Origin of the sequence: Lactobacillus apis, from assembly GCF_002837055.1 — a bacterium.
Taxonomy (GTDB): Bacteria; Bacillota; Bacilli; order Lactobacillales; family Lactobacillaceae; genus Lactobacillus; species Lactobacillus apis.
Genome location: NZ_PDKP01000006.1, coordinates 23,212 through 45,799, shown reverse-complemented (window position 1 = coordinate 45,799; position 22,588 = coordinate 23,212). Strand labels below are relative to the sequence as shown.

General features: G+C 38.0%; 21 protein-coding genes, 1 tRNA gene and 1 riboswitch. Of the genes, 17 read left to right on the top strand and 5 right to left on the bottom strand.

The window, feature by feature from the left end; genetic code table 11:
* Positions 1 to 24 precede the first annotated feature (24 nt).
* The gene (locus CRG87_RS05440) at positions 25 to 1,341 is read right to left on the bottom strand and encodes a C1 family peptidase (protein WP_074425834.1); all 1,317 of its coding nucleotides are present in this window, start codon (positions 1,339 to 1,341) and stop codon (positions 25 to 27) included.
* Positions 1,342 to 1,486: 145 nt separating this feature from the next.
* Positions 1,487 to 1,909: an Hsp20/alpha crystallin family protein gene (locus tag CRG87_RS05435; protein ID WP_046307732.1), complete on the bottom strand. Its 423-nt coding sequence runs from the start codon at positions 1,907 to 1,909 to the stop codon at positions 1,487 to 1,489.
* Between the two features lie 224 nt (positions 1,910 to 2,133).
* On the opposite strand from CRG87_RS05435, the gene greA reads away from it, so the two are divergent.
* The 3 genes from greA (at position 2,134) to CRG87_RS05420 (ending at position 4,759) form a co-directional block, all read left to right on the top strand.
* Positions 2,134 to 2,595, top strand: coding sequence for a transcription elongation factor GreA (gene greA, locus CRG87_RS05430; protein WP_046308155.1), 462 nt, complete (start codon positions 2,134 to 2,136; stop codon positions 2,593 to 2,595).
* Between the two features lie 76 nt (positions 2,596 to 2,671).
* The gene (locus tag CRG87_RS05425) at positions 2,672 to 3,988 is read left to right on the top strand and encodes a Y-family DNA polymerase (protein WP_074425833.1); all 1,317 of its coding nucleotides are present in this window, start codon (positions 2,672 to 2,674) and stop codon (positions 3,986 to 3,988) included.
* Positions 3,989 to 4,096: 108 nt separating this feature from the next.
* On the top strand, positions 4,097 to 4,759 hold the full coding sequence (locus CRG87_RS05420; protein ID WP_074425832.1) for a CPBP family intramembrane glutamic endopeptidase: 663 nt from the start codon (positions 4,097 to 4,099) through the stop codon (positions 4,757 to 4,759).
* Positions 4,760 to 4,816: 57 nt separating this feature from the next.
* Here the strand turns inward: CRG87_RS05420 and CRG87_RS05415 are convergent.
* The 3 genes from CRG87_RS05415 to CRG87_RS05405 form a co-directional block, all read right to left on the bottom strand.
* Positions 4,817 to 4,887: transfer RNA gene (locus tag CRG87_RS05415), tRNA-Gly, on the bottom strand.
* Between the two features lie 102 nt (positions 4,888 to 4,989).
* Positions 4,990 to 5,190 carry an SOS response-associated peptidase family protein gene (locus tag CRG87_RS05410; RefSeq protein WP_409454858.1) on the bottom strand — a complete coding sequence of 67 codons (201 nt, stop codon included), beginning with the start codon at positions 5,188 to 5,190 and terminating at the stop codon, positions 4,990 to 4,992.
* Between the two features lie 2 nt (positions 5,191 to 5,192).
* Complete coding sequence (locus CRG87_RS05405) at positions 5,193 to 5,753, bottom strand: SOS response-associated peptidase family protein (RefSeq protein WP_101138691.1); 561 nt, start codon at positions 5,751 to 5,753, stop codon at positions 5,193 to 5,195.
* Positions 5,754 to 5,849: 96 nt separating this feature from the next.
* Here CRG87_RS05405 and trpS point away from each other — a divergent pair, with 96 nt between their 5' ends.
* The 14 genes from trpS (at position 5,850) to CRG87_RS05335 (ending at position 22,477) form a co-directional block, all read left to right on the top strand.
* A complete protein-coding gene (trpS, locus tag CRG87_RS05400) occupies positions 5,850 to 6,869 on the top strand; it encodes a tryptophan--tRNA ligase (protein WP_046307726.1) in 1,020 nt (339 codons plus the stop codon).
* Between the two features lie 5 nt (positions 6,870 to 6,874).
* Positions 6,875 to 7,354 carry a deoxycytidylate deaminase gene (locus CRG87_RS05395; RefSeq protein WP_074425830.1) on the top strand — a complete coding sequence of 160 codons (480 nt, stop codon included), beginning with the start codon at positions 6,875 to 6,877 and terminating at the stop codon, positions 7,352 to 7,354.
* Positions 7,284 to 7,940 (top strand): TPM domain-containing protein, encoded by a 657-nt coding sequence (locus CRG87_RS05390; RefSeq protein ID WP_371258108.1) that lies wholly within the window; start codon positions 7,284 to 7,286, stop codon positions 7,938 to 7,940. Before CRG87_RS05395 ends, CRG87_RS05390 begins: the two co-directional genes overlap by 71 nt.
* Before the next feature lie 62 nt (positions 7,941 to 8,002).
* Positions 8,003 to 8,167, top strand: a riboswitch (M-box (ykoK) riboswitch).
* An 86-nt stretch (positions 8,168 to 8,253) separates the two neighbouring features.
* Complete coding sequence (gene mgtA, locus CRG87_RS05385) at positions 8,254 to 10,944, top strand: magnesium-translocating P-type ATPase (protein ID WP_074425951.1); 2,691 nt, start codon at positions 8,254 to 8,256, stop codon at positions 10,942 to 10,944.
* A 112-nt stretch (positions 10,945 to 11,056) separates the two neighbouring features.
* On the top strand, positions 11,057 to 13,033 hold the full coding sequence (gene metG, locus CRG87_RS05380) for a methionine--tRNA ligase (RefSeq protein ID WP_074425828.1): 1,977 nt from the start codon (positions 11,057 to 11,059) through the stop codon (positions 13,031 to 13,033).
* Entirely contained in the window at positions 13,033 to 13,800 is a 768-nt protein-coding gene (locus tag CRG87_RS05375) for a TatD family hydrolase (protein ID WP_074425827.1), read from the top strand. Before metG ends, CRG87_RS05375 begins: the two co-directional genes overlap by 1 nt.
* Positions 13,787 to 14,359, top strand: a complete 573-nt coding sequence (rnmV, locus tag CRG87_RS05370) for a ribonuclease M5 (RefSeq protein ID WP_074425826.1) — start codon at positions 13,787 to 13,789, stop codon at positions 14,357 to 14,359. Before CRG87_RS05375 ends, rnmV begins: the two co-directional genes overlap by 14 nt.
* Positions 14,352 to 15,242: a 16S rRNA (adenine(1518)-N(6)/adenine(1519)-N(6))-dimethyltransferase RsmA gene (gene rsmA, locus CRG87_RS05365; RefSeq protein WP_074425825.1), complete on the top strand. Its 891-nt coding sequence runs from the start codon at positions 14,352 to 14,354 to the stop codon at positions 15,240 to 15,242. Before rnmV ends, rsmA begins: the two co-directional genes overlap by 8 nt.
* A gap of 82 nt (positions 15,243 to 15,324) precedes the next feature.
* Positions 15,325 to 15,570: a Veg family protein gene (locus CRG87_RS05360; RefSeq protein ID WP_046307712.1), complete on the top strand. Its 246-nt coding sequence runs from the start codon at positions 15,325 to 15,327 to the stop codon at positions 15,568 to 15,570.
* A 124-nt stretch (positions 15,571 to 15,694) separates the two neighbouring features.
* Positions 15,695 to 16,525 carry a pur operon repressor gene (gene purR, locus CRG87_RS05355; protein ID WP_074425824.1) on the top strand — a complete coding sequence of 277 codons (831 nt, stop codon included), beginning with the start codon at positions 15,695 to 15,697 and terminating at the stop codon, positions 16,523 to 16,525.
* A 50-nt stretch (positions 16,526 to 16,575) separates the two neighbouring features.
* On the top strand, positions 16,576 to 17,961 hold the full coding sequence (gene glmU, locus CRG87_RS05350) for a bifunctional UDP-N-acetylglucosamine diphosphorylase/glucosamine-1-phosphate N-acetyltransferase GlmU (RefSeq protein WP_074425823.1): 1,386 nt from the start codon (positions 16,576 to 16,578) through the stop codon (positions 17,959 to 17,961).
* A gap of 152 nt (positions 17,962 to 18,113) precedes the next feature.
* Positions 18,114 to 19,682 carry an SLAP domain-containing protein gene (locus CRG87_RS05345; RefSeq protein WP_074425822.1) on the top strand — a complete coding sequence of 523 codons (1,569 nt, stop codon included), beginning with the start codon at positions 18,114 to 18,116 and terminating at the stop codon, positions 19,680 to 19,682.
* Positions 19,683 to 19,994: 312 nt separating this feature from the next.
* Positions 19,995 to 21,350: a PTS sugar transporter subunit IIC gene (locus tag CRG87_RS05340; RefSeq protein ID WP_074425821.1), complete on the top strand. Its 1,356-nt coding sequence runs from the start codon at positions 19,995 to 19,997 to the stop codon at positions 21,348 to 21,350.
* Between the two features lie 26 nt (positions 21,351 to 21,376).
* Positions 21,377 to 22,477, top strand: coding sequence for a DUF871 domain-containing protein (locus CRG87_RS05335; RefSeq protein ID WP_074425820.1), 1,101 nt, complete (start codon positions 21,377 to 21,379; stop codon positions 22,475 to 22,477).
* Positions 22,478 to 22,588 lie beyond the last annotated feature (111 nt).

Here is a 22,588-nt window from a genome sequence, read left to right as displayed (position 1 = left end):
TCTTTTATTTTGCCTATTTTTAGTTTAAGCGATTGAGTCCCAAGCAGGAAGATCTGTAATTGGGCCTTCTGCCAAGGCAAGTTGTTCAGAAGTTAAGTACTTCTTGTGTACGACAACTTCGTAGACATAGTCCTTGAACCAGTCATTATTCATAACGAAGAAGCCCTTGTCACCGTTTTGTTCGCCCCATGAGTTCTCAACTTTCCATTGACGAATGTGACCGTTATCTTCATCAACACCAACTAGCGTCATAGCGTGAGTAGCTGAACCAGCGCCAGTACGCAATCTGTCAGCCTTAGACATTGTTAAATCAACGCCAAACAACTCGTTGAATTTGTATAGATTGTTATCAAGGTAACCTGCCTTACGGTCACTTTGTATACCAACATCATTACCAAACCAAACAGCTTCGCCGTCTTTTAATTGGTTAACTGCGTAAGTTTCCAAAAACTCCATTGGCAAGTTTAGGAACTTGATTCGGCAGACACCTTCAACGTTGTCAGCGAATGGTAAACCATAGAGCTTGTTGTATTCATGATCAGGTGCATTTGTTAATACAACGTAGTCATCAAAGTCAACATCGCCCATGTACTTGTGCAAAAATTCGAGTGGGGTTAAGTCTTTATCCAAGTGATATTTCTTATCGTCATCACGATATTCCAAATCGAATTTCTTTGGTGGTTCACCAACAGCAATTGCTGTCATTTGGTAAACTTCACCTAAAAATTGTTCACGTGCTTTTTCGACTTCTTCGTCTTTGCCTTCTTGCTTTAGTTTACGCAAAACCAAAGCGTCTTTCTTCAGCTTGTCACCCAAAGCCTTACCCAAGGCACTGGTGTTATTAGCGTTAAAACTTTCCGGCATCGCATAAGAAGGTACAACACCATATTTTTCAATTAAAGCGGCTCCCATGTGGAAATGACCACCATCTTGACCGGCACTCTCTAAAATGGCTCTAACTGTCCGTGAGTTGAGGGACTTATCTGCTGTGTCCAAGATGTTGTCATAAAAAATGTTTGCACGCTCGATTTTGTCCCAGAAGAAGTTGTAACTTTGTGAGAAAGTAAAATTCTTACAATTATGCTTTTTACCAAAGTTGTGGCGCAAAATATTTAGAGTGGCGAATTCCCAGCAACGACCAGATTGACGCTGGTTAGTAACGTTTTCTGTGTCTAATTCTGTAGAGAAAACACGAGTTAATTCACCTTGTACACGTTCATTGTAAGCAGCAGCTAGCACACCGCTTTTTTGAGTTGCACGTGCAACTACCTGGTTTTTAGGGTTTTGATTAAAATTGTCCGTAAACTTTTCTAGTTCTTGGACAGTAACTTGATGTCCCATAGATAATTCTCCTTTTTTAATCTAATTTTAAATTACTTTCTATTTTAATCTAAAAGAAAAGTGGGTTCAATAGCTGAACCCACTTTAGAGAATTATTTGTATTGGCAACTTATCTAGAACTTCTTGCAATTAAAATATAAATAAGCTAATCAATTTGAATTGAATTATCACTTTGATCAGAACTTTGTTTTGGTAAAGTAATAGTCAATACACCATTATCATACTTTGCACTGATCTCACTTGCAACTACATTTGGTAATCTAAAGCTACGAGAAATGTGACCATCAATTCTTTCACGGTGAATAAGACTGTTGTCCTTGGACATATCTTTAAATGATTTTCTTGAGCCTGAAACGCTTAAAATACCATTATTGTAGCTTAGATTAATGTTGCTCTTATCCATTCCTGGCATATCAACTTTAATCACATATTCTTTATCGTTTTCAATTACATCTGATTGCATTAATTTGGCAACATTAGTATCGTCAAAAAACTTTCTAGGAAGATCAAACCAATCATTCATTGCATCAAATAAGTCATTACGACGATTCATCATATCATTTGCCATAATTTAAAACTTCCTTTCAATTTTTTTGTTTTCAATTTAGTTAAATATGTAAGTAAAGACTTTCATTTCTTCCTTACAATTAATATTATAGTACCATTATTCGAAAAGTGAACAACTTTTTAGCACTTTTCTTCATCGAGTGCTAAAAAATAGAACAAAACGTTGATATATCAAGAAAAACTTGTAGAAAATTTTTGCGAAAAAGTAAAAAAGGAGATAAAACTTTGGTTTATTATCAGAAAATGACGCCAACAGGCTACCAAAAAATTGAAGAAGAAATTGCTCGTTTAAAAAAGGACCGACCAAGACGAATCAAAATTTTGCAGGAGGCCCGATCACTTGGTGATTTATCGGAAAATACCGAGTATACAGAGGCTAAGAGAGACTTGGGGCACCTGCAAAGCCGTTTGCGCTACCTTGAAAAGCAATTGAAATATGCTGAAGTAATTGAAAAGAACGATGATGGCAAAGTTGATTTAGGTAAAACAGTAACGCTTCGTTTTGATGATGATGAAGAAACAGAAAAGTATCAGATCGTTGGACGAATGGAAGCTGATATTGCCGAAGGCAAAATTTCCTTTGACTCACCTTTGGGCCAGGCAATAAATAAAAAAGAAGCTGGCGCAGTAGTAAATGTGGCAGCCCCTGCGGGTGAATACCAAGTGACAATTCTTGCAGTCGAATAAAAAGTTCTTGCCTAACCAAACCTACGTTTGTATAATTTGTAATACAAACAAGAGTTCGGAATGGAAGTGGTAAAAAATGTATGATTATCGTTATGAACCTCATAATGTAGTGTTTATGATTGATAATAAATCGTTTTTTGCTAGCTGTGAAGCAATTGAATTAGGTCTTAATCCAATGAAGGCGGTATTGGCAGTTGCGTCTCATCAGCAAGATGAGGAAAGTTACGGTTCTGGCTTAATTATGGCTGCTTCGCCCTTAGCTAAGGCAAAATATGGTCTAAATAATGTAATGCGGGTTCGTGATGTTCCTAGCAAAAAAGAAGCACCTGACTTACTTTTGGTGCCCCCGCATATGAACTTATATATTAAGCGCAGTACGCAGATACTTGAAATCTTTCATCAATTTGCGGCTGATGAAGATATTCATCCCTATTCAATAGATGAAAGCATGATTGACATGACAAAATCTTGGCATTTATTTGGTGATGATCCATATTTAGTTGCACGTAAGATACAGCTCGAAATCAAAAATAAACTTGGTTTCTATACCACATGTGGAATAGGGGAAAATCCCTTATTAGCTAAATTATCAATGGATATCTCAGCTAAGCATCGTCACTCAATGATTGACTATTGGCACTACATTGATGTTCCTGATACTATCTGGCAAATTAAAGACATGGAAGAAGTCTGTGGCATTGGCAAACGTACCGCCAAGCATCTGCGCTGGCTTAACATTAATAATATGTATGAACTAGCACATTCGGATCCTGCAATTCTAAAAAAAGAGTTTGGCGTAATGGGCGAGCAGTTATTTGCAATGAGTTGGGGTGTTGACCGAAGCATTATTAGAGAACAGTATTTTCCCAAAATGAAGAACTATGGCAATTCACAAATTTTGACAAGAGATTATACGGATCAGCGTGAAATAGAGATTGTCTTGCGTGAAATTAGTGAACAAGTAGCAGCTCGGATTAGATCACATAAGGTGCAGACGGGATGCATTAGCTTAATGGTGAACTTTTCAAAATATCGACTTAAGGGTAAACGGAAGGGTTTTAACGTTCAGCAAAAAGTTTGTCCAACTAATGATAATGATGCAATTGCAGCAGAAGTGCTTGCCCTTTTTCGCAAAAACTGGCATGGAGAAAGGGTTCGTGCCTTAGGCGTGAGTTGTGGCGACTTGCATCCCGATAATTACCAACAATTAACCTTTTTTGTGCAACCAAGTCAACAGATTAAAAAGAAAAAAATTGATCAAACAGTTGATCAAATAAGACAAAAATATGGTTTTACAAGCTTAGTCAAGGCGTCAAGCCTGCTTCATGGTGCAACCGCAATTAAACGTAGTAGCTTAGTTGGTGGACATAATGGCGGAAATGCTTACGACTAGTGTTTAGTCTTTCTTAAGTGAAAAATGGTGCTGGTGTTTCATAAAGTAGTCTTTTTTTGCTATAATATGGAATTTGTAGGGTACACAAAGAGATAGGGGTAATTGATAGTGAATACACCAGCATCAAGACAGGGTAACCTAATACGCTATATTTTCTATTTAATTGGTTACTTAATGGTTGCCGGCGCGTTCAAACTGGTTACGATGAATTCACCAATTCACATCTGGGATTTGATTTTGTTTATAACCATTTCTTTGATGGTGTTGCTATTTTTCATTTACCGGTTTAATCGTGAGCAACGCTTTTTCGATAGAAGCTATTCTGGGTCCTGGCTTAATAACTTTGGCTTAATTATTGCTTCAACAATTGTTATAACAGTCTTACGCATTTTTGTTTCATGGCTACAATCAACTGGAAAATTAAAAATGTATCATTTTCAGATTGCTTATTTGCAACATGAATCGACTTTAGCCTATTGGTTTCTCGTATTAGCATTAGGTGTGGTTATACCAGTTTTGCAGGAATTCTTAATTACTGGTTTCTTGTTTAATTATGCTTTTCGCCAAAACACAGTGATGATTGCCGTGGTGGGTATTATTGTTTCAGGCGTTTTGTTTAGTTTGCTAAACTGGCAAGATTCAATTGCGCTTTTGCTAGTTAATACAATTTTTGGTGCAATATTTGCATGGTCGTATCTGCATACCCAGACAATTTGGATGCCAATCTACTTGGCGGTTCTAAATGGCGTAATTTTAATTATTATGACTTAAGCAAAATAACATAAAACAAAAAGGCAACGATGTTTAATCGTTGCCTTTTTGTTGTTAAGCGGATAGCGTGAATCGAACCCGCATCTTCAGCTTGGGAAGCTAACGTTCTACCATTAAACTATACCCGCATTACCCGCATTACTCAAATAGTTTACCATGTTTCCTTTTTGAAGCCAAGCACAGATTTGGTAATTAGCTTATGAAGAAGGTGGGGCACTTTAAAAAGATACTTATTGACGTTGAGGTAGTTTGACACTTGTGAGCTGAAATTGACTACGATCAACGAGGGATGAAAAGTCCTGAAAGAGCCACTGACGCAATTCGCTAGGTTTGATCACTAGCGGCATCCGATCGTGCACTTTGGCATATTCTGCTGACGGTTGTGTGGTAACCATTGAAAAATGGTCTTTTTGATAGATTCCGGCAATCAACGTTAATGGTTCATTGGCAGTTTGGAAATAATAGCGCTCNGACGCAATTCGCTAGGTTTGATCACTAGCGGCATCCGATCGTGCACTTTGGCATATTCTGCTGACGGTTGTGTGGTAACCATTGAAAAATGGTCTTTTTGATAGATTCCGGCAATCAACGTTAATGGTTCATTGGCAGTTTGGAAATAATAGCGCTCATGATATTCATGGTTGTTAGTAGCAACATAAGTTTCACGACTGGATTCAAAAAACTGGCTGGCAATAATGATGCACCGATATTTAGCAAAGGAAGAATCCCACATTGACTTCTTTTGCTCAAAAAACCGTTCAACGCGCGCGTTAAAAAGCACCTTTTGGTGGTCAAATGGACTAGGGTAACCCCAAATTTTTGCCTGGAGTTGAAGCTGATCATTTTGGTATAGCAACACTGAAGCGGCCCCTTTTGGAAAAACTTCCTGATTTTGTGGTAAGTTCTTATCGGGTTCAATCAATGGTAGGTTTAAGTCATTTACTAAGTATTTTTTAATATCTGCTAAGGTAGGCAGCTGAAATTGATTGCACATTTTATCCTCCATGTTTAATCATTGCTTGATTTTTGGTAGAATTAACCATAATTATTACATTAAAACAAATTTTAAGTTTTCAGAAAGGTAAAAACCATGGCTAAAAAAGTTATTTTGACGGGTGACCGTCCAACCGGAAAGCTCCACGTTGGACATTACATCGGTTCCTTAAAAAATCGGGTAATGCTACAAAATTCAGGGGAGTATCAGCCTTATATCATGATTGCTGATACACAAGCATTAACTGATAATGCCCGCGATCCCGAAAAAATCCGTAATAGTCTCATTCAAGTTGCATTGGATTATTTGGCTGTTGGCATTGACCCTGAAAAATCAACTATTTTTGTGCAATCCCAAATTTCTGCTCTATTTGAATTGACAGCATATTATATGGATCTTGTGACTGTGAGTCGCTTGGAGCGTAATCCAACAGTTAAGGCTGAAATTAAGCAAAAGAACTTTAATGATTCCATTCCGGTTGGCTTTCTGAACTACCCAGTTTCGCAGGCAGCCGATATTACGGCGTTCAAGGCAACACTAGTGCCAGTTGGTGATGACCAAGAGCCAATGCTTGAGCAGGCACGTGAAATTGTTCGCACCTTTAACCGCGTTTATGACTGCAATGTTTTGGTTGAACCAGAAGGTTACTTTCCTGAAAAAGGTCAGGGTCGTTTACCAGGACTTGATGGTAACGCCAAAATGTCAAAATCTTTAGGTAATGCGATTTATCTATCAGATGATTCTGAAACTGTTCAGAAAAAGGTCATGTCAATGTACACTGACCCTAATCACATTCATGTTGAAGATCCAGGCAAGGTTGAAGGCAACACTGTTTTCACTTACCTCGACATTTTCGATCCTGATAAGAATAAGGTAGCGCAATTAAAGGAAGATTACCAAAAAGGCGGCTTGGGTGACGTCAAAATTAAGCGCTACTTAAACGAAGTGCTTGAAAACGAATTGGCACCAATTCGCCAGCGCAGAGCAGAATATGAACAAAAGCAAGATGAAGTTTATGAAATGCTAATCGAAGGCTCGGAAAAAGCCAACCAGGTTGCAAATCAAACCTTAAGTGAGGTAAGGGATGCAATTGGTCTGAACTATTTTAAGAGGTAAAAAAGATGCGTGATCGGATTCCTTGGAAGCAATATTTTATGATGCAGGCGTTGGTGATTGCCCAACGTTCCACCTGTGATCGTGCGCTTGTTGGTAGTGTTCTGGTTAAGGATAACCGGATAATTGGTACGGGCTATAATGGCTCTGTTACGAATGAACCACACTGCGATGATGCTGGCCACCAGCTGGTCGATGGGCACTGCGTCCGCACCATTCACTCCGAAATGAACTCGCTTATTCAGTGTGCCCGTAATGGTGTTTCAACTGATGGTACGGAGATCTATGTCACGCATTTTCCATGCTATAATTGTGCCAAGTCGCTGGTTCAAGCTGGAGTTAAGAAGATTAATTATTATTTTGACTATCACGACAGTCCGTTAACAATTGCACTGTTTAAAGATTGTGGGGTTCCTTATGAGCAAATTAAAATCGACCGAAATTACGTGGAGCAATTGGCACGTAAATTGGAAGATGCTGAAAACTAAGCTAGTAGCAGTTATTGCACTAATCAGTCTTTTTCTGACAACGACCGCTTTTTCAAATCCAGATTTACACGATAACTGTAATTTGGTAGAAAAAGAAACTAGCAAGTTAATTAAGGAGAAAAACAACCGCTATTTACAAACTAGTGAGCAACCTAAAATTATTGTGAAAACGGTCAACCGGGTTGATCATTTAACACCTAAGAAACTAAGCAAATATAAGCGCACTGTCTTTATTATTGTGGGTTATAAGGACAAAAAGAAAAATGTTCAGATCTATTCCAGCAAGGATCTACATAGTGCCTTTACTGCTGACATTAGGGGCAACATTATTCGATCACAATCTGATCGGCTTCGTAGCAACAATAAAAAAGAGTTTAATAAGGGTCTGCGGTTTGTTTTTAGGGCTTGCGCCACAACAATTGATCAGCGTTACCAATATGCACTAGATAAATATGATTTATCAAATGATGAACGTACGCAGCTCACGCATCCGCGCCGTCTGGCATTACCGATTGCCTTGGCATTAGTACTCGTAATCGGTGGGTTATTATATTTCTTCAAAACTAATATGCAACTAAAGAAATAAATTAAATAACTTGACTTAGCGCAGTTTGATATATTACACTCAATATGAAAATTAAATAGCAACAAATAAACTGTTAGGTGAGACTCCTACGTGAACATATGCTATCGCCCGGAAACATCCAGAGATGCCAACGAGTCAAATAGTTTCCGTCGACATAAGGCGGCAACCAGATAGCTAGCTCTAAGCTTACGTCACGTAGTGTTAAAACTGAACGACGAGTATTAATGATACCTTGTTTTAAAGGGGTCGCCAGCGGTATGTAGGCGGCCCCTTTTTAGTTTGTTTGAGTTCTTTGAAAAAAGGAGTGAGAATGATGCTGAGAAAACCAAATGAGGCAACCAGCAACAAGGATTTAGAACTGGTGAAGGCAATTGCCAAAGAAAGCAGGTCTGAAACTTTAGCTAGATTACATGCAAGTAGTGAAGGCTTATCCACTGAGCAAGCAGAAAAAAATCGTGAGGAGTATGGCGCAAATACAATTGAGTCCACCCAACACAATTCAAAATTGCGCTTTTTGGTAGAAGCCTTTATTACACCGTTTACACTGGTAATATTAGTTTTAGCTGCTTTGTCACTATGTACAGATTATATTTTTGTACCAGCAGGTGAAAAAGACTTAACTACCGTTTTAATCATGTTAATCATGGTATTTATTTCTGGAGTAACTAGTTTTATTCAAAATGTTAGGTCATCAAACGCAGTCGATTCGCTGCTCAAGATGGTTTCTGTAACAACAGACATTATCAGAGACGGTAAGGACCAAGAAATTGATACCAGCGAAGTGGTCGTTGGCGATATCATCAGACTGGCTGCAGGCGACATGGTTCCTGCAGATATGCGTCTTTTAAATAGTAAAGACTTGTTCTGTTCATCCAGTTCACTAAACGGTGAATCGAATCCAGTAGAAAAGATTGCGACTAAGAAACCAAAAATTGGTGCCGATCGAGATTACCTCGACTACCCTAATGTTCTTTACGAAGGGACCACAATTGTTTCTGGTTCCGGACTAGGCGTGGTTTTTGCCACCGGTGAACGGACCATGTTTGGTAAGTTAGCCCACGATATTTCACACAATGATGTCAAAAACACAGCTTTTGATGTCGGCATCAAAAATGTTTCTAAGCTGTTGATTATCATGACGGCAATTATTGCACCACTTGTTTTCATTATTAACGGCTTAACAAAGGGTGACTGGGTTAGTGCATTAATCTTTTCAATCGCAACTGCCGTTGGCTTAACACCGGAAATGTTGCCAGTAATTGTTACAACCAATTTGGTTAAGGGTTCAATCGAAATGTCTAAAAAAGGCACGATTGTTAAGAAGATGAATTCAATCCAGAACTTTGGTTCAGCTGATATTCTATGTACTGATAAGACCGGTACATTAACTCAGGATAAAGTGGTTTTAGAGCGTCACTATGACCTCAACTTGCACGAAAACCAACATGTTTTGGAATTAGGCTATCTGAATTCATACTATCAAACAGGAATGAAAAACTTGATTGATAAGGCAATTATTGAAGCTGCCGGTGATGAACTAGACATTAATGAAATTCAACGTGACTACAACAAAATTGACGAAATTCCGTTTGACTTTTCTAGAAGAAGAATGAGCGTGGTTGTGGAAAATTCTGACCGTGAGCACGGTGAACACCTTTTGGTAACTAAGGGTGCGTCCGAGGAAATGATGGCTGTTTCCACTAAGATCGAGGTTGACGGACAGATTTTGCCACTTACTGATGAACGCAAGAAAAAGGTAATGGACAAAGTCAATGATATGAACGATGATGGCTTGCGGGTTATCATGATGGCATACAAGCGCAATCCAGCACCCGTTGGTGAATTCTCTGTTAAAGATGAGAGTGATTTGATTCTATGCGGCTTCCTTGCCTTTCTTGATCCACCAAAGGAAAGTGCTAAGGCTGCCCTTGCACGACTCAAGGATGATGGAATTACCGTTAAAATTCTAACGGGCGATAATGAAGCTGTTACCAGAACAGTTGGTTTACAAGTTGGCTTGAATGTTGACACTGTCTATTCTGGTGCAGACTTAGAAGGTAAGAGCCCTGAAGAATTGGCAAAAATGGTGGAAGAGTGCAATATTTTTGTTAAGTTATCTCCAGAAGACAAAACCAACATTATAAACTTATTGAAAGACAACGGTCACACGGTTGGCTACATGGGGGATGGAATCAACGATGCCCCTGCAATGAAAGCCGCAGACGTTTCAATCTCAGTTGATACAGCAGTTGATATTGCTAAGGAATCAGCTGACATTATCTTATTACACAAAGATCTGAACGTACTAGAAACAGGCGTTAGAATTGGGCGTAAAGTCTTTGGTAACACGATGAAGTATATTAAGATTACCTTATCATCCAACTTCGGTAATATCCTGTCGATTATGGTCGCTTCTTCATTTTTGCCATTCTTACCAATGCTGCCATTACAACTGTTAGCACTAGATTTACTGTATGGAACTAGCTGTCTATCGCTGCCATTTGATGATATGTCTGATGAATTCTTGCGTGAGCCGCGTACTTGGTCAACGAAAAAGCTGCCAAAATTCATGTTCTACTTCGGACCAACTTCATCCGTTTTTGATATTTTGACGTTTGCACTGCTGTACTTCGTCATTTGTCCACATTTAGTTGGTGGCAGCTTTACTGCAATTGGGCCAGCTAAGCAGGCAGCGTTTATCGCATTGTTCCACACTGGCTGGTTCATTGAATCACTTTGGACACAAGAAATGGTTATTCATGCTTTACGTGATCCACGCTTACCATTTATTGGCCAGCACGCATCGCCAAGCGTTACTTTGTCTACTTTTGGTGCAGGGGTAATTGGAACATTGATTCCATTTTCCTTCCTTGCACAAAAATTAGGTTTTGGACCAATGCCAATTTCCTTTATCTGGATTGTTTTAGTGATTTTAGTTCTCTATATCTTGTTGACGATGATTGTAAAACACTTCTACATGAAAGATGAAAAATTCTTAATTTAAATAGGCAAATCTTTATAATATATCTTAAAAAAGGGAACTCCGTGAGGAATTCTCTTTTTTATTGATGTAGTATAATATAATGAAATTAAACGAATCTTAAGGAGAACAGAATATGGCTGATAAAAAAACTTTTTATATTACAACCCCAATTTACTATCCGTCCGGCCGTTTAACCATTGGTAATGCATACACAACAATTGCTGCCGATGTAATGGCGCGTTACAAGCGTAGCCAAGGCTATGACACTTTCTTTTTAACTGGTACTGACGAACACGGCTTAAAGATTGAACAAAAAGCAGAAAAGCAAGGAATTAAGCCACAAGAGTTTGTTGACAACATGGTTGTAACATACAAAAAGTTATGGAAGAGCCTAGATATTTCATACGATAAATTCATTAGAACTACTGATGAAGAGCACGTTAAGGGTGTCCAGAAAATTTTTGAACAACTATTAAAACAAGGCGATATCTATCTTGGTGAATACACTGGCTGGTACTCAGTTGAAGACGAAGAATATTTCACTGAATCTCAACTTGCAGAAGTTTATAAGGACGATGAAGGCAATGTGATTGGTGGTAAGGCTCCATCAGGTCATGAGGTTCAACTAGTTAAGGAACCATCCTACTTCTTTAAGATGAGTAAGTATGCTGATCGACTTTACCAATACTACCAAGATCATCCTGAATTTATTTTGCCTCATTCTCGTGAAAAAGAAATGGTTAATAACTTCATTAAACCTGGTCTTGAAGATTTATCAGTTACTCGTACTACTGTTTCCTGGGGAATTCCTGTCCCAAGTGATCCTAAGCACGTTGTTTACGTATGGATTGATGCTTTGTCTAACTATATTACTGCACTAGGTTATGGTTCAGATGACGACTCACTCTTTAAGAAATACTGGCCTGCAGATGTTCACCTAGTAGGTAAGGAAATTGTTCGTTTCCACACAATTTACTGGCCAATTATGTTGATGGCACTAGACTTGCCTTTACCTAAGCACGTTATTGGTCACGGCTGGGTATTAATGAAGGACGGTAAGATGTCCAAGTCTAAGGGTAATGCAGTTTATCCTGAATCTATCATAAATCGCTATGGCGTAGATGCTTTACGCTACTACTTAATGCGTGCATTACCATTTGGTTCTGATGGAGTCTTTACACCGGAAGACTTTGTTGAACGCGTTAACTATGATTTAGCAAATGATTTAGGCAACTTGCTTAACCGGACAGTTTCAATGATTAACCAATATCAAACTGGTGAAGTGGCTTCAGTTGCTAAAGATCAAGATGAGTTCGGCCAAGATCTTGCTAGCGTTGCCGCTGAAGCAATTGCTAATTATCAAAAAGATATGGATAAACTTTACTTTACCCAAGCAATTGAAGACATTTGGAAACTAGTTAGTCGCGCAAATAAATACATTGATGAAACCACTCCTTGGGAACTAAATAAGGAAGGCAAAAAAGAGAACTTGTCGCGTGTAATGTCTAACTTAGCTGAAAGTTTAAGAATTATTGCCTTATTAATTGCACCAATTATGACTAGAACACCAGTTGAAATGTTTAGACAGCTGGGACTTGATTGGGATAATTCTGAGCAAAAGCAACTTGGATTTGGCAATTTTGCGTGGAATGTCAAAGTTATCAGTGATCCTAAGCCAATTTATCCACGTTTGAAACCAGAAGACGAAATTAAGTACATTAAGGATGAAATGGCTAAGGCAAAGCCAAAAAAAGAAAGCCGCAGTGAACAAGGCAAAGAAAAAGAAATTTCAATTGATGATTTTGACAAAGTCAAAATTAGAGTTGGAAAGATTCTTTCAGTTGAGCCTGTCCAAGGATCAAGTAAACTATTAAAATTCCAACTTGATTTTGGTAATGGTGATGAACGTCAAATCCTGAGTGGTATTCGGAAGTATTATCCAAATGCTAGCGAGTTATTGGATAAAAAAGTCTTGGCAGTTACTAACTTGAAACCACGTAAAATGCTTGGTCAATTAAGTCAAGGAATGCTTTTATCAAGCGAAAAAGGTGGCACAGTTAAGTTAGCAATTGTTGGCGACGAACATGAAATTGGGGCCGAATTAGGTTAATGGAATTAATTGATAATCATACGCACTTGCAAGATGGGCCTTTCCAAGGTAAAGAAGAATTTTATCTTGATCGCGCACGCCAATTAGGTGTTAATAAAATGATTTGTGTTGGTCAAGATCCAGAGTTTAATCGGGGTGCAATTGAGCTTAGTCAGCGTTTTGAGCAGGTTTATGCAATGGTTGGGTACTGTCCTGATGTTGCTAAAGATTACGACCAAAAGGCTGAAGATGAGTTAATTGAGCAGCTTCAAATACCTGGTGTTGTTGCAGTTGGAGAAATCGGCCTTGATTATTACTGGGATGAATCTCCGCGTGAACAGCAGCGCGAAGTATTTGCACGCCAGATTGATGTTGCGCATGAATTGAAAATGCCCGTAGACATTCACACAAGGGATGCCTTTGCCGATTGTTACGATATCTTGAAGAATAGTAATCTGGAATACGGGGCAGTTCTGCATAGTTTTAACGGTGATGCTTCCTGGCTTGAAAAGTTTTTAGACTTAAACGTCTGCTTTTCATATTCTGGTGTTGTGTCTTTCACCAAAGCAACCGAGGTTCATGAGGCCGCTAAGAAGACGCCAATGGATCGGCTACTAGTTGAAACGGACGCACCATTTTTAACACCTAAACCATATCGCGGTAAGCAAAATGAACCTGGCAATGTTTATTACGTTGCAAGGGCAATTGCTGAATTGAAAGACATTCCGTTAGAAGAAGTTGCCAAGGCAACTTATGAAAATACGATGAGGGTATATGGTCTTAACTAAAAAACAATTTAATGCCGTTGTAGTGGTAGAAGGTAAGGATGATACAATTCGCCTAAAACAGTTTTTTCCTGGCATCGAGACAATTGAAACTAATGGCTCTGATGTGCCACCGGTGGTCTTGACTGAATTAAAAGAATTGGCGAAAAAACGTGAAATAATTGTCTTAACTGATCCAGATCTTAATGGTGAGAGAATCCGCAGATTAGTTACTGAGGCTGTCCCTAATGCCAAACAGGCTTTTATCACACGCAAAGAGGGCGATCCTCATAAAAAAGGGAAAGGCAATTCACTGGGAGTTGAGCACGCATCAAAGCAGGCACTTGTTAAGGCTCTGAGCGACTTACACGAACAGCAAGCACCTTCTAGTGATATTAGCAAGCAAGCTTATCAAAAACTGGGTTTATCAAGTGGACCCAATTCGCGTAAATTACGTGAGCAAGTGGGAATTAGCTTGCGTATCGGTTATGGCAACGCAAAACAGTTTTACAACCGGTTATGCACATTTGGTATTACGCTTAAGCAACTTGAGCAGGCCGTTAAGGAGGCAAAAAATGAATAACGAGATTCCAATTGGTTCCGCGGTTCGGACTCAAGCAATTATTAATCGCTACTTTGTTAAGGCGAAGAAGAACCTAGGACAAAACTTTTTAGTTGATTTAGATGCAATTAAGGGAATTGTTCAGGCAGCTGAAATTCAACCTGGTGATCAAGTAATTGAAATTGGACCAGGGATTGGTTCGTTAACGGAGCAGCTCTTGCTTGCAGGTGCAAAGGTCTTTGCCTACGAAGTTGATGAGAGTTTACCAGAAATTTTATCTAATGAACTCCCTGCTAAAATAGATGGCGTCCCACTTGATGACCGCTTTAAATTAATGATGAAGGACATTTTAAAGGCAGACTTTCCGGCAGATTTTGAAGATTTTCTTGATGTAAATAAACCAATTAAGGTTGTAGCCAATTTACCATACTATATTACAACTCCAATTATTTTCTTTTTGAATCAAGCAAACTTAAATTTCACTAGTTTAACTCTAATGATGCAGGAAGAAGTGGCTGAGCGGTTAGACGCTCAGCCAAATAGTAAAGCTTATGGTCCTTTGACAATTGCGGTTCAAACGCAAATGACAGTCAAACTTGCGCTAAACGTAAAAAGCAGTTCATTTATTCCGCGCCCTAAGGTTGACTCAAGTGTAGTTGTTTTGACTCCTTTGACAGAACAGATGGATGTTGGTGATCCGAAACACTTTAATTGGGTAGTGAAAATGTGTTTCAGTCAAAGGCGTAAAACTTTAAATAATAATTTAAAGAATTTAGTACCAGATCCTGATCAACGAAAACAGTTGATAGATTCTTTAGGAGTGGATCCACGTATTAGACCGGAACAGCTCACAATCAAGCAGTTCATCCAGATTGCAGCCGCGATTTCACCGCAAAAATCATGAAAAGCTTCTGGGCTACCACTTAAAAAGAATTGAAAAAATGATAATATTGTAGTAAAATAGAGCTCCAAAGGAGTTGTTAACAGTGCCAACATCTATTACTACTATTAAGCAGAAATTAGATTCACATTTGGGTGATTCTTTGACTGTGGTTGCAAGAGCAGGACGTAAGAAAGTTACCAAAAGACGCGGGGTCTTGAAGGAAACATTCCCAGCTGTTTTCGTTGTTGATTTGGATCAGGACCAAAATAACTTTGAACATGTTTCATATAGCTACACGGATTTGTTAACCAAAAATATCACATTAAAATTTGATGATGCAGCTGAATAAGCTAGATTAAAAATAAAAAGATCATACTTTTTGGCATTAACATTTTGTAAAATGTTAGTGTCTTTTTTTGTCGTTCAGTGTATAGTAGAAGCAGGCAAAAGACAAACATTAGAGAGGGGATTTTATGAAACGTTCAGAGAGATTAGTTGATATGACTAAATATTTAATGGAACGCCCACATGACTTGATACCATTACCATTTTTTGCTAAACGTTATGGAGCTGCTAAGTCATCTATTTCAGAAGATTTGGCAATTTTAAAACATACTTTAGCTAATAATCAGGATGGTATCTTAGAAACTGTTGCGGGTGCTTCAGGAGGTGTCCGTTACGTTCCTTTTTGGGGTAAAAAACATGCGCAAAATTATTTAACTGATTTAGCTGCAAGAATTGAGGACCCGGATCGGATATTAGCGGGCGGCTTTGTTTATCTTTCTGATATTTTAGGAAATCCGCAAGACCTTGAAAAAATTGGTAAGCTGATTGCTACACGTTATGCATATTCCAAAATTGATGTGGTAATGACAATTGAAACCAAGGGTATTTCACTAGCTCAAGCTGTTGCGCGCCATTTAAACGTACCATTTATTATTGCACGCAAACGCTCAAAGGTGACCGAAGGCGCAACGGTTTCTGTTAACTACATTTCTTCTTCGCTTGATCGTGTGTCCAAGATGGAATTACCTACAAGGGTTTTAAATGAACACTCTAATGTTTTGCTAGTAGACGACTTTATGATGGCCGGTGGTACTTTAACCGGTATGCAGCAACTAGTTAGAGAATTCGATAGCAATATTGCTGGTATCTGTGTTTTATGTGAAGCTGATTTTGAAGATGAAAAGCTAATTGAAGGTCACCTTTCATTAGTTAAAATTAAGCGTGTAGACGGTAAAAAGAAAGTCATTATTGCTGAGCCAGGAACCATAATCGCACATACCGATTATGATCGCTTTTAGTTTGAAATAAAAGTAGGGCAAAATCCAAAATTAGAAGAGGCTAAAAAACATTGAAAAAATTTGTTATTGTTCTTGCTGCTGGCAAGGGTACAAGAATGAAATCTCAGCTATACAAGGTTTTACATCAAGTGTGTGGAAAAACAATGGTTGAACACGTTGTTGAGGCTGCACAAGGAATCGAACCTGATAAGATTGTAACTGTTGTTGGCACAGGTGCAGAAGATGTTAAAAAGGTACTAGGTGGAAAATCAGAATTTGCACTGCAGAAAAAGCAGTTGGGAACGGGTGACGCCGTTTTAACTGCAGAAAAAGAGTTAGCAGGAAAAGATGGTGCCACTTTAGTTATTACTGGTGATACGCCATTGTTTACTAGTGAAACCTTTAAAAAATTGTTTGATTACCATCAAACTAAAGGTAATGCAGCCACTGTTTTAACTGCGCAAGCACCTAACCCATACGGCTACGGTAGAATTATCCGTGACGATCAAGATAACGTCTTAAGAATTGTTGAACAAAAAGATGGCAGTCCTGAGGAATTGAAGACCAAAGAAATTAACACAGGTGTTTTTTGTTTCGATAATAAATTGCTGTTTGAAGCACTGAAACATGTTAATAATCAAAATGCACAAGGTGAATATTATCTGACTGATGTTCTGGAAATTTTGCGCAATGAAGGTCAACGAATTGGCGCATATCGCATGCGTGATTTTAGTGAGAGTATCGGTGTTAACGACCGTGTTGCGCTCGCGCAAGCAAGTAAAATCATGCAAAAGCGGATTAATGAAAAGCACATGTGCAATGGCGTTACCTTTATTGATCCTGATACAGCTTATATTGATTCAGACGTGAAAATTGGTTCGGATACAGTTATTGAAGGCAATGTTGTCATTAAGGGCAAGACAGAAATTGGCAGTGATTGCTTGATTACTTCTGGCTCACGGATTGTTGATTCAACTATTGGCGACCATGTAACAGTTACTTCATCAACAATTGAGAACTCACAAATGTTTGAAAACACTGATATTGGACCAAATTCGCATCTGCGGCCTAATTCAATCATTAAGAAGGGCGCACATATTGGTAACTTTGTTGAAGTTAAGAATGCTGAAATTGGCGAAAATTCTAAGGTTGGTCACTTGACTTACGTTGGGGATGCAACTTTAGGTAAAGACATTAATGTCGGCTGTGGCGCCATCTTTGCCAATTATGATGGTATTAAAAAGGATCATATTAATGTTGGCGATCGTGCCTTCATTGGCTCAGGAGCAACTTTAATCGCACCGGTAAATATTTCAGATCACGCCTTTGTTGCTGCTGATTCAACTATTACCAAGGATGTAAACAAGTATGATATGGCGATTGCACGTGGACGTCAGGTGAATAAGCCCGACTATTGGCACAAGTTACCATTATCAAAAGATGAAAATTGGGAATAAACCTGTTTTTCAGGATTAAATTAGAAGACAACACAAATGTAATTAAATAGTATTAAGAAAAGGTAAGATGTTACCATCTTGATTGGTTTAATTGCATTTTTGGTATACAATAAGTATATTAAAATAGTTTTTTAATGAGGTGTAATAAACAAATGAAACTAAGTCATAAATTAATGATGGTATCAACAGCTGCACTTATTGGTGTTAGTCCAGTATTGAGTGCGAGTCAAACTGCAGTGGTGCAAGCAGCTCATAAATCTACAGCAAAAAAGATTTCTTCTACTAAGAAAAATACTTCAAAGAAGGGCACAATTAAATTGAGCCACAATTCTTATGTATATGATAAAGACGGTAAGCGTCTAAAGACTTATATGGGAAGTTCAAAGAACACCACCATAGGTAAAGGCATTACTCTTAAATATAAAGACAAAGTGCTAATCGATGATATTGAATTTTACGATATTGGTGGTGGTGCTTTTGTCAAAGCAGCTAATGTTGGCTATGTTGACGGTAAGAAGGTTACCAAAGCTAACGCAGCCACTTCTACTGCAAGTGCTAAGATTAAGCACAATGCTTACATTTACGATGCTAAGGGCAAAACTGACAAGAAGAAGATCAAGAAGGGTCAAATAGTTACCTTTGATCAAGCAATTTACATTGGTAATAAGCTCTACTACCGCATCAGTGGCCAATCTAATCAATTTGTCAAGGCAGCTAATGTTGGTAAATTATCTGGTGCAAGTTTAAAACCAGTCAATGAGGACAATACGCCAAGTGATAACCAAAATGACCCAACGGTAATTACTTTGAACCATAATGCATATATCTATGATGACCAAGGTAATTCAAGCAAGACTTTACTTAAGAAGGGTCAACAAGTTCAAGTTGATAAGCTACAGTACATTGATGGCAAATTATACTATCGTATTAGTGATAGTAAATATCCTGGTGAAAATCAATGGGTTAAGAAGAGCAATGTTGGTGTAATCACCGGTAAGCAATTAAAACCCGCAAATGAAAAGCCAGTAGACAATCAGAATGAAACTTTTGCTACTATTGCGCGTGACACTAATGTTTATGATGAAAAGGGTGTTGCTCAGCCAACAAAGACCTTTGCTAAAGGACATGTTGCTCGTGTAAATGAACTGCGTTATATTTGGGTTCAATCTGAAAGCAAGGCTGTTTTGTTCTATAAATTACAAAGTGATAAGAATGGTTTTATTAAAGAGAGTGATGTTAACACTGTAAGTGGGCATAAACTTACTCCAGTTAATACACCAGAAACTGCTAAGAATCAGATGGTCAATGCCACTGATACAGACAAGAAGCCACTACAAGATGCTTTAGGTCAAGCAGCAGCTGTTAAGGCTAGCGATGCATATAAATTATCAGCTAAGTCATTACGTGATGCCTACGATGCAGCTATTGCAACTGGTACGCAAGTTAATACTGTAATTTCAACTGTTGCACAGGTAAATGATACTTTAAGCAAAATAACTTCTGCTAAAAATGCTCTTAACGGCAAAAAAGTTGTAGTTAACGACTTAAAGAACTTAGGTATTAGTGAAGCTGATCAAATTGTTCAACTTGCTGCTACAGTAAACGGCGTGGACAAATCAGCAATTCAATTTAGCAATAATAACACTGTTTTAACAATCACTAGTGCAAATGGTTTCCAACAAACTTTGAACATTACTGATTACGCAACTACAAACAAATAGTTAATGCGTTTATAAAAAATGCCACCAAATATTTGGTGGCATTTTTATTTTACAATGTAAAAATCTCCTTTAGTGTAATTGACTTTAATAATGTTAATTACCTTATAAAATTAGAAGAAATCGTTATTTAATTTTTGTATTATCGGAAGTATTCTATTTTAAAAGCTTATATTTATGGTTTTATACATCTAAAACTATACAAAAACCCTATTAAATACTATTATTTAATGCGTTTTTTTCACTTTTTCTAAAGCGATTTCATCTACTATGATATAATACAAGTGTAGTTAAAAATAGTAGGAGGAAATTAAAATGAATGCTTTAATTAACTGGTTAAATAAGCATGTCGTTCCCGTTGCAGCAAAGATAGGTTCGGTTCGCTGGCTTGTAGCCTTGCGTGATGCTTTCATTTCTATCATGCCATTGATTATGGCAGGTTCTGTAGCTAATGTTATTAATGCGTTAGTAAGAGATCTACCAAATCAATTCGGCTGGACCGGCTTTGTGAATTCAATGCAATGGCTAATTGCCATTAATGCATTGGTCTGGACAGGGACAACCGCTGTTCTAGGTTTGCTATTTGCATTTACATTTGGTTACCAAATGTGTGTTCAATACAAAGTTGAACCAATTGCTGGTGGTTTAGTTACCTTAGGTACTTTTATCATGGGACTGCCACAGAGCTTCTCACTTGATTTAAAAGCTGCTTTAACAAAGGGAGATGTTAAAGCTATCACTGACGCTGGTGCAGCTGTAGCTGGTAAAAACGTTAGTGCATGGGGTTACTTCAACTTTAACAAGTACTTTGGTGCTTACGGTTTCTTCACAGTAATGATCATGGGCGGTATTGCTATTGCCGTATACATCATGTTGATGAAGAAACATATTACAATCAAGATGCCTGCTAGTGTTCCACCAGCAGTTTCTAACGCATTTACTGGAATTATTCCTGCTGTTGCAGGTTTGTATGTTGTCGGTATTATTAACTATCTATTCCAACTCAACAACACAACTGTTATTGACTTTATCTCAAAGACAATTCAAGAGCCTTTGATGAAAGTCAGTCAAGGTTACTGGTCAGTATTATTGATTACCTTCTTGGTTCAATTATTCTGGTTCTTCGGTATTCACGGTACCAACGTTCTTGCACCAGTTACCGAAAGTATTTGGACTACTGCGTTGATTGCTAACGTTAATGCCTACCACAACGGTAAAACATTACCTTACATGTGGACAAGAACAGACTTTGATCTTTATGTTTGGATTGGTGGTGCAGGTTCCACCTTACTATTGCTATTAGCAATCTTGATTTTCTCAAAACGTGAAGATCAACGTGCTGTCGCAAAAGTTTCATTAGTTCCTGGTATCTTCAACATTAACGAACCTGTAATGTTTGGTATGCCTGTTGTTTTGAATCCAATCTACTTCATTCCATTTGTTCTTGCACCATTAGTTATGGTTTCAATTTCATATGCTGCTTTGAAGTTTGGCTTGGTTAACCCAGTTAGAGCACAAATAACTTGGGCAATGCCACCATTCCTCAACGCATTTTTAGGAACAATGGATTGGCGTTCAATTGTGTTACAGGCTGTTAACATGGTTATAGGTTTCTTTATCTATGTACCATTCGTTATCGCTGCTAACAATATGAAACCTGAAGCAGAATAGTCCTAGTTTAAGGAGTAATAAAAATTATGAAGCAATTAGGTATATCACTTTATCCAGAGCAAAGTACTTTTGAACAAGATCAAAAGTACATGGATTTGGCTCATAAATATGGTTATAAGCGTATTTTTACATCGCTATTACAATTAAAAAGCGATGATGGCGAAGATTTATTAGCTAAGTTGAAAAAAGATGTTGCTTATGCAAATAAGCTAGGCTTTACGACTGTTGTTGATATTAATCCGGGCTTATTCAAGGAATTAAACATTGACTACAATAATTTAGTCTTTTTCCATGACTTAGGCGTTTGGGGCCTGCGCTTAGACGAAGGCTTCAGCGGGATGGAAGAAGCAGCAATGACTCATAATCCATACGGATTAAAGATTGAGCTTAATATGAGTCGTGGTACGAATTACCTTGATAGCATTATGTCTTATGATCCAGAGCCTGATAACTTAATTGGTTGCCATAATTTCTATCCACAGGAATATACTGGTTTGAGTGAAGACATTTTTATGGAGTATTCACTTAAATATCGTGAATATGGTTTACACACCGCTGCATTTATTTCTTCAAAGAATGCTCAATTTGGTCCATGGCCTGTTCATGAAGGCTTACCAACAATGGAAAGTGATCGTCAAAGAAACATTGCTAGCCAAGTGACACACTTACGCTTAAGCAAAATGATTGATGACATTATCATTGGTAATGCGTTTGCTAGTGAGGAAGAACTTGCTGCAGCTGCTGAAGCCTTCAATAGTCCATTTCCAGTTTTAGGAATTGATTTTGAAGAAGGTGTTCTACCAATTGAACAAACAATTTGTTTAAAAGATAAACATCTATACCGTGGTGACGCTTCTGAATACTTATTACGTGACACAATGCCACGTGTGGTTTATTCCGATGAGGACATTACTGCTCATAATAATGAGAAGTCTACCTTTGATTTTGGTGATGTTGTAGTTGTAAATGACAAGTATCCTCGCTATAAGGGCGAGCTACAAATTGTCTTAACTCCATTTGAAAATGACGGTAGGCGTAATCTGGTTGGCCACTTGAGAGAGGATGATCTTGATTTACTTGATCTAGTGGAACCATGGAGTACATTTGTACTTGAAGAAAATAACTAAAACTAGTTTTCTGCAAAAGAAAAGGCTATAGGTTTAACCTGTAGCTTTTTTATTTTGATATCGCTTTCAAAAAAGTATAATAAAAATAACAGTTTTTTATGAAGGAAAGAG

What these genes read in the sequence shown, in the direction of transcription:
- CRG87_RS05440 (WP_074425834.1), bottom strand. Translation starts at nt 1,341, where the DNA reads ATGGGACATCAAGTTACTGTCCAAGAACTAGAAAAGTTTACGGACAAT.
- CRG87_RS05435 (WP_046307732.1), bottom strand. Translation starts at nt 1,909, where the DNA reads ATGGCAAATGATATGATGAATCGTCGTAATGACTTATTTGATGCAATG.
- CRG87_RS05425 (WP_074425833.1), top strand. Translation starts at nt 2,672, where the DNA reads ATGTATGATTATCGTTATGAACCTCATAATGTAGTGTTTATGATTGAT.
- trpS (WP_046307726.1), top strand. Translation starts at nt 5,850, where the DNA reads ATGGCTAAAAAAGTTATTTTGACGGGTGACCGTCCAACCGGAAAGCTC.
- CRG87_RS05395 (WP_074425830.1), top strand. Translation starts at nt 6,875, where the DNA reads ATGCGTGATCGGATTCCTTGGAAGCAATATTTTATGATGCAGGCGTTG.
- CRG87_RS05390 (WP_371258108.1), top strand. Translation starts at nt 7,284, where the DNA reads ATGAGCAAATTAAAATCGACCGAAATTACGTGGAGCAATTGGCACGTA.
- mgtA (WP_074425951.1), top strand. Translation starts at nt 8,254, where the DNA reads ATGCTGAGAAAACCAAATGAGGCAACCAGCAACAAGGATTTAGAACTG.
- metG (WP_074425828.1), top strand. Translation starts at nt 11,057, where the DNA reads ATGGCTGATAAAAAAACTTTTTATATTACAACCCCAATTTACTATCCG.
- CRG87_RS05375 (WP_074425827.1), top strand. Translation starts at nt 13,033, where the DNA reads ATGGAATTAATTGATAATCATACGCACTTGCAAGATGGGCCTTTCCAA.
- rnmV (WP_074425826.1), top strand. Translation starts at nt 13,787, where the DNA reads ATGGTCTTAACTAAAAAACAATTTAATGCCGTTGTAGTGGTAGAAGGT.
- rsmA (WP_074425825.1), top strand. Translation starts at nt 14,352, where the DNA reads ATGAATAACGAGATTCCAATTGGTTCCGCGGTTCGGACTCAAGCAATT.
- purR (WP_074425824.1), top strand. Translation starts at nt 15,695, where the DNA reads ATGAAACGTTCAGAGAGATTAGTTGATATGACTAAATATTTAATGGAA.
- CRG87_RS05345 (WP_074425822.1), top strand. Translation starts at nt 18,114, where the DNA reads ATGAAACTAAGTCATAAATTAATGATGGTATCAACAGCTGCACTTATT.
- CRG87_RS05340 (WP_074425821.1), top strand. Translation starts at nt 19,995, where the DNA reads ATGAATGCTTTAATTAACTGGTTAAATAAGCATGTCGTTCCCGTTGCA.
- CRG87_RS05335 (WP_074425820.1), top strand. Translation starts at nt 21,377, where the DNA reads ATGAAGCAATTAGGTATATCACTTTATCCAGAGCAAAGTACTTTTGAA.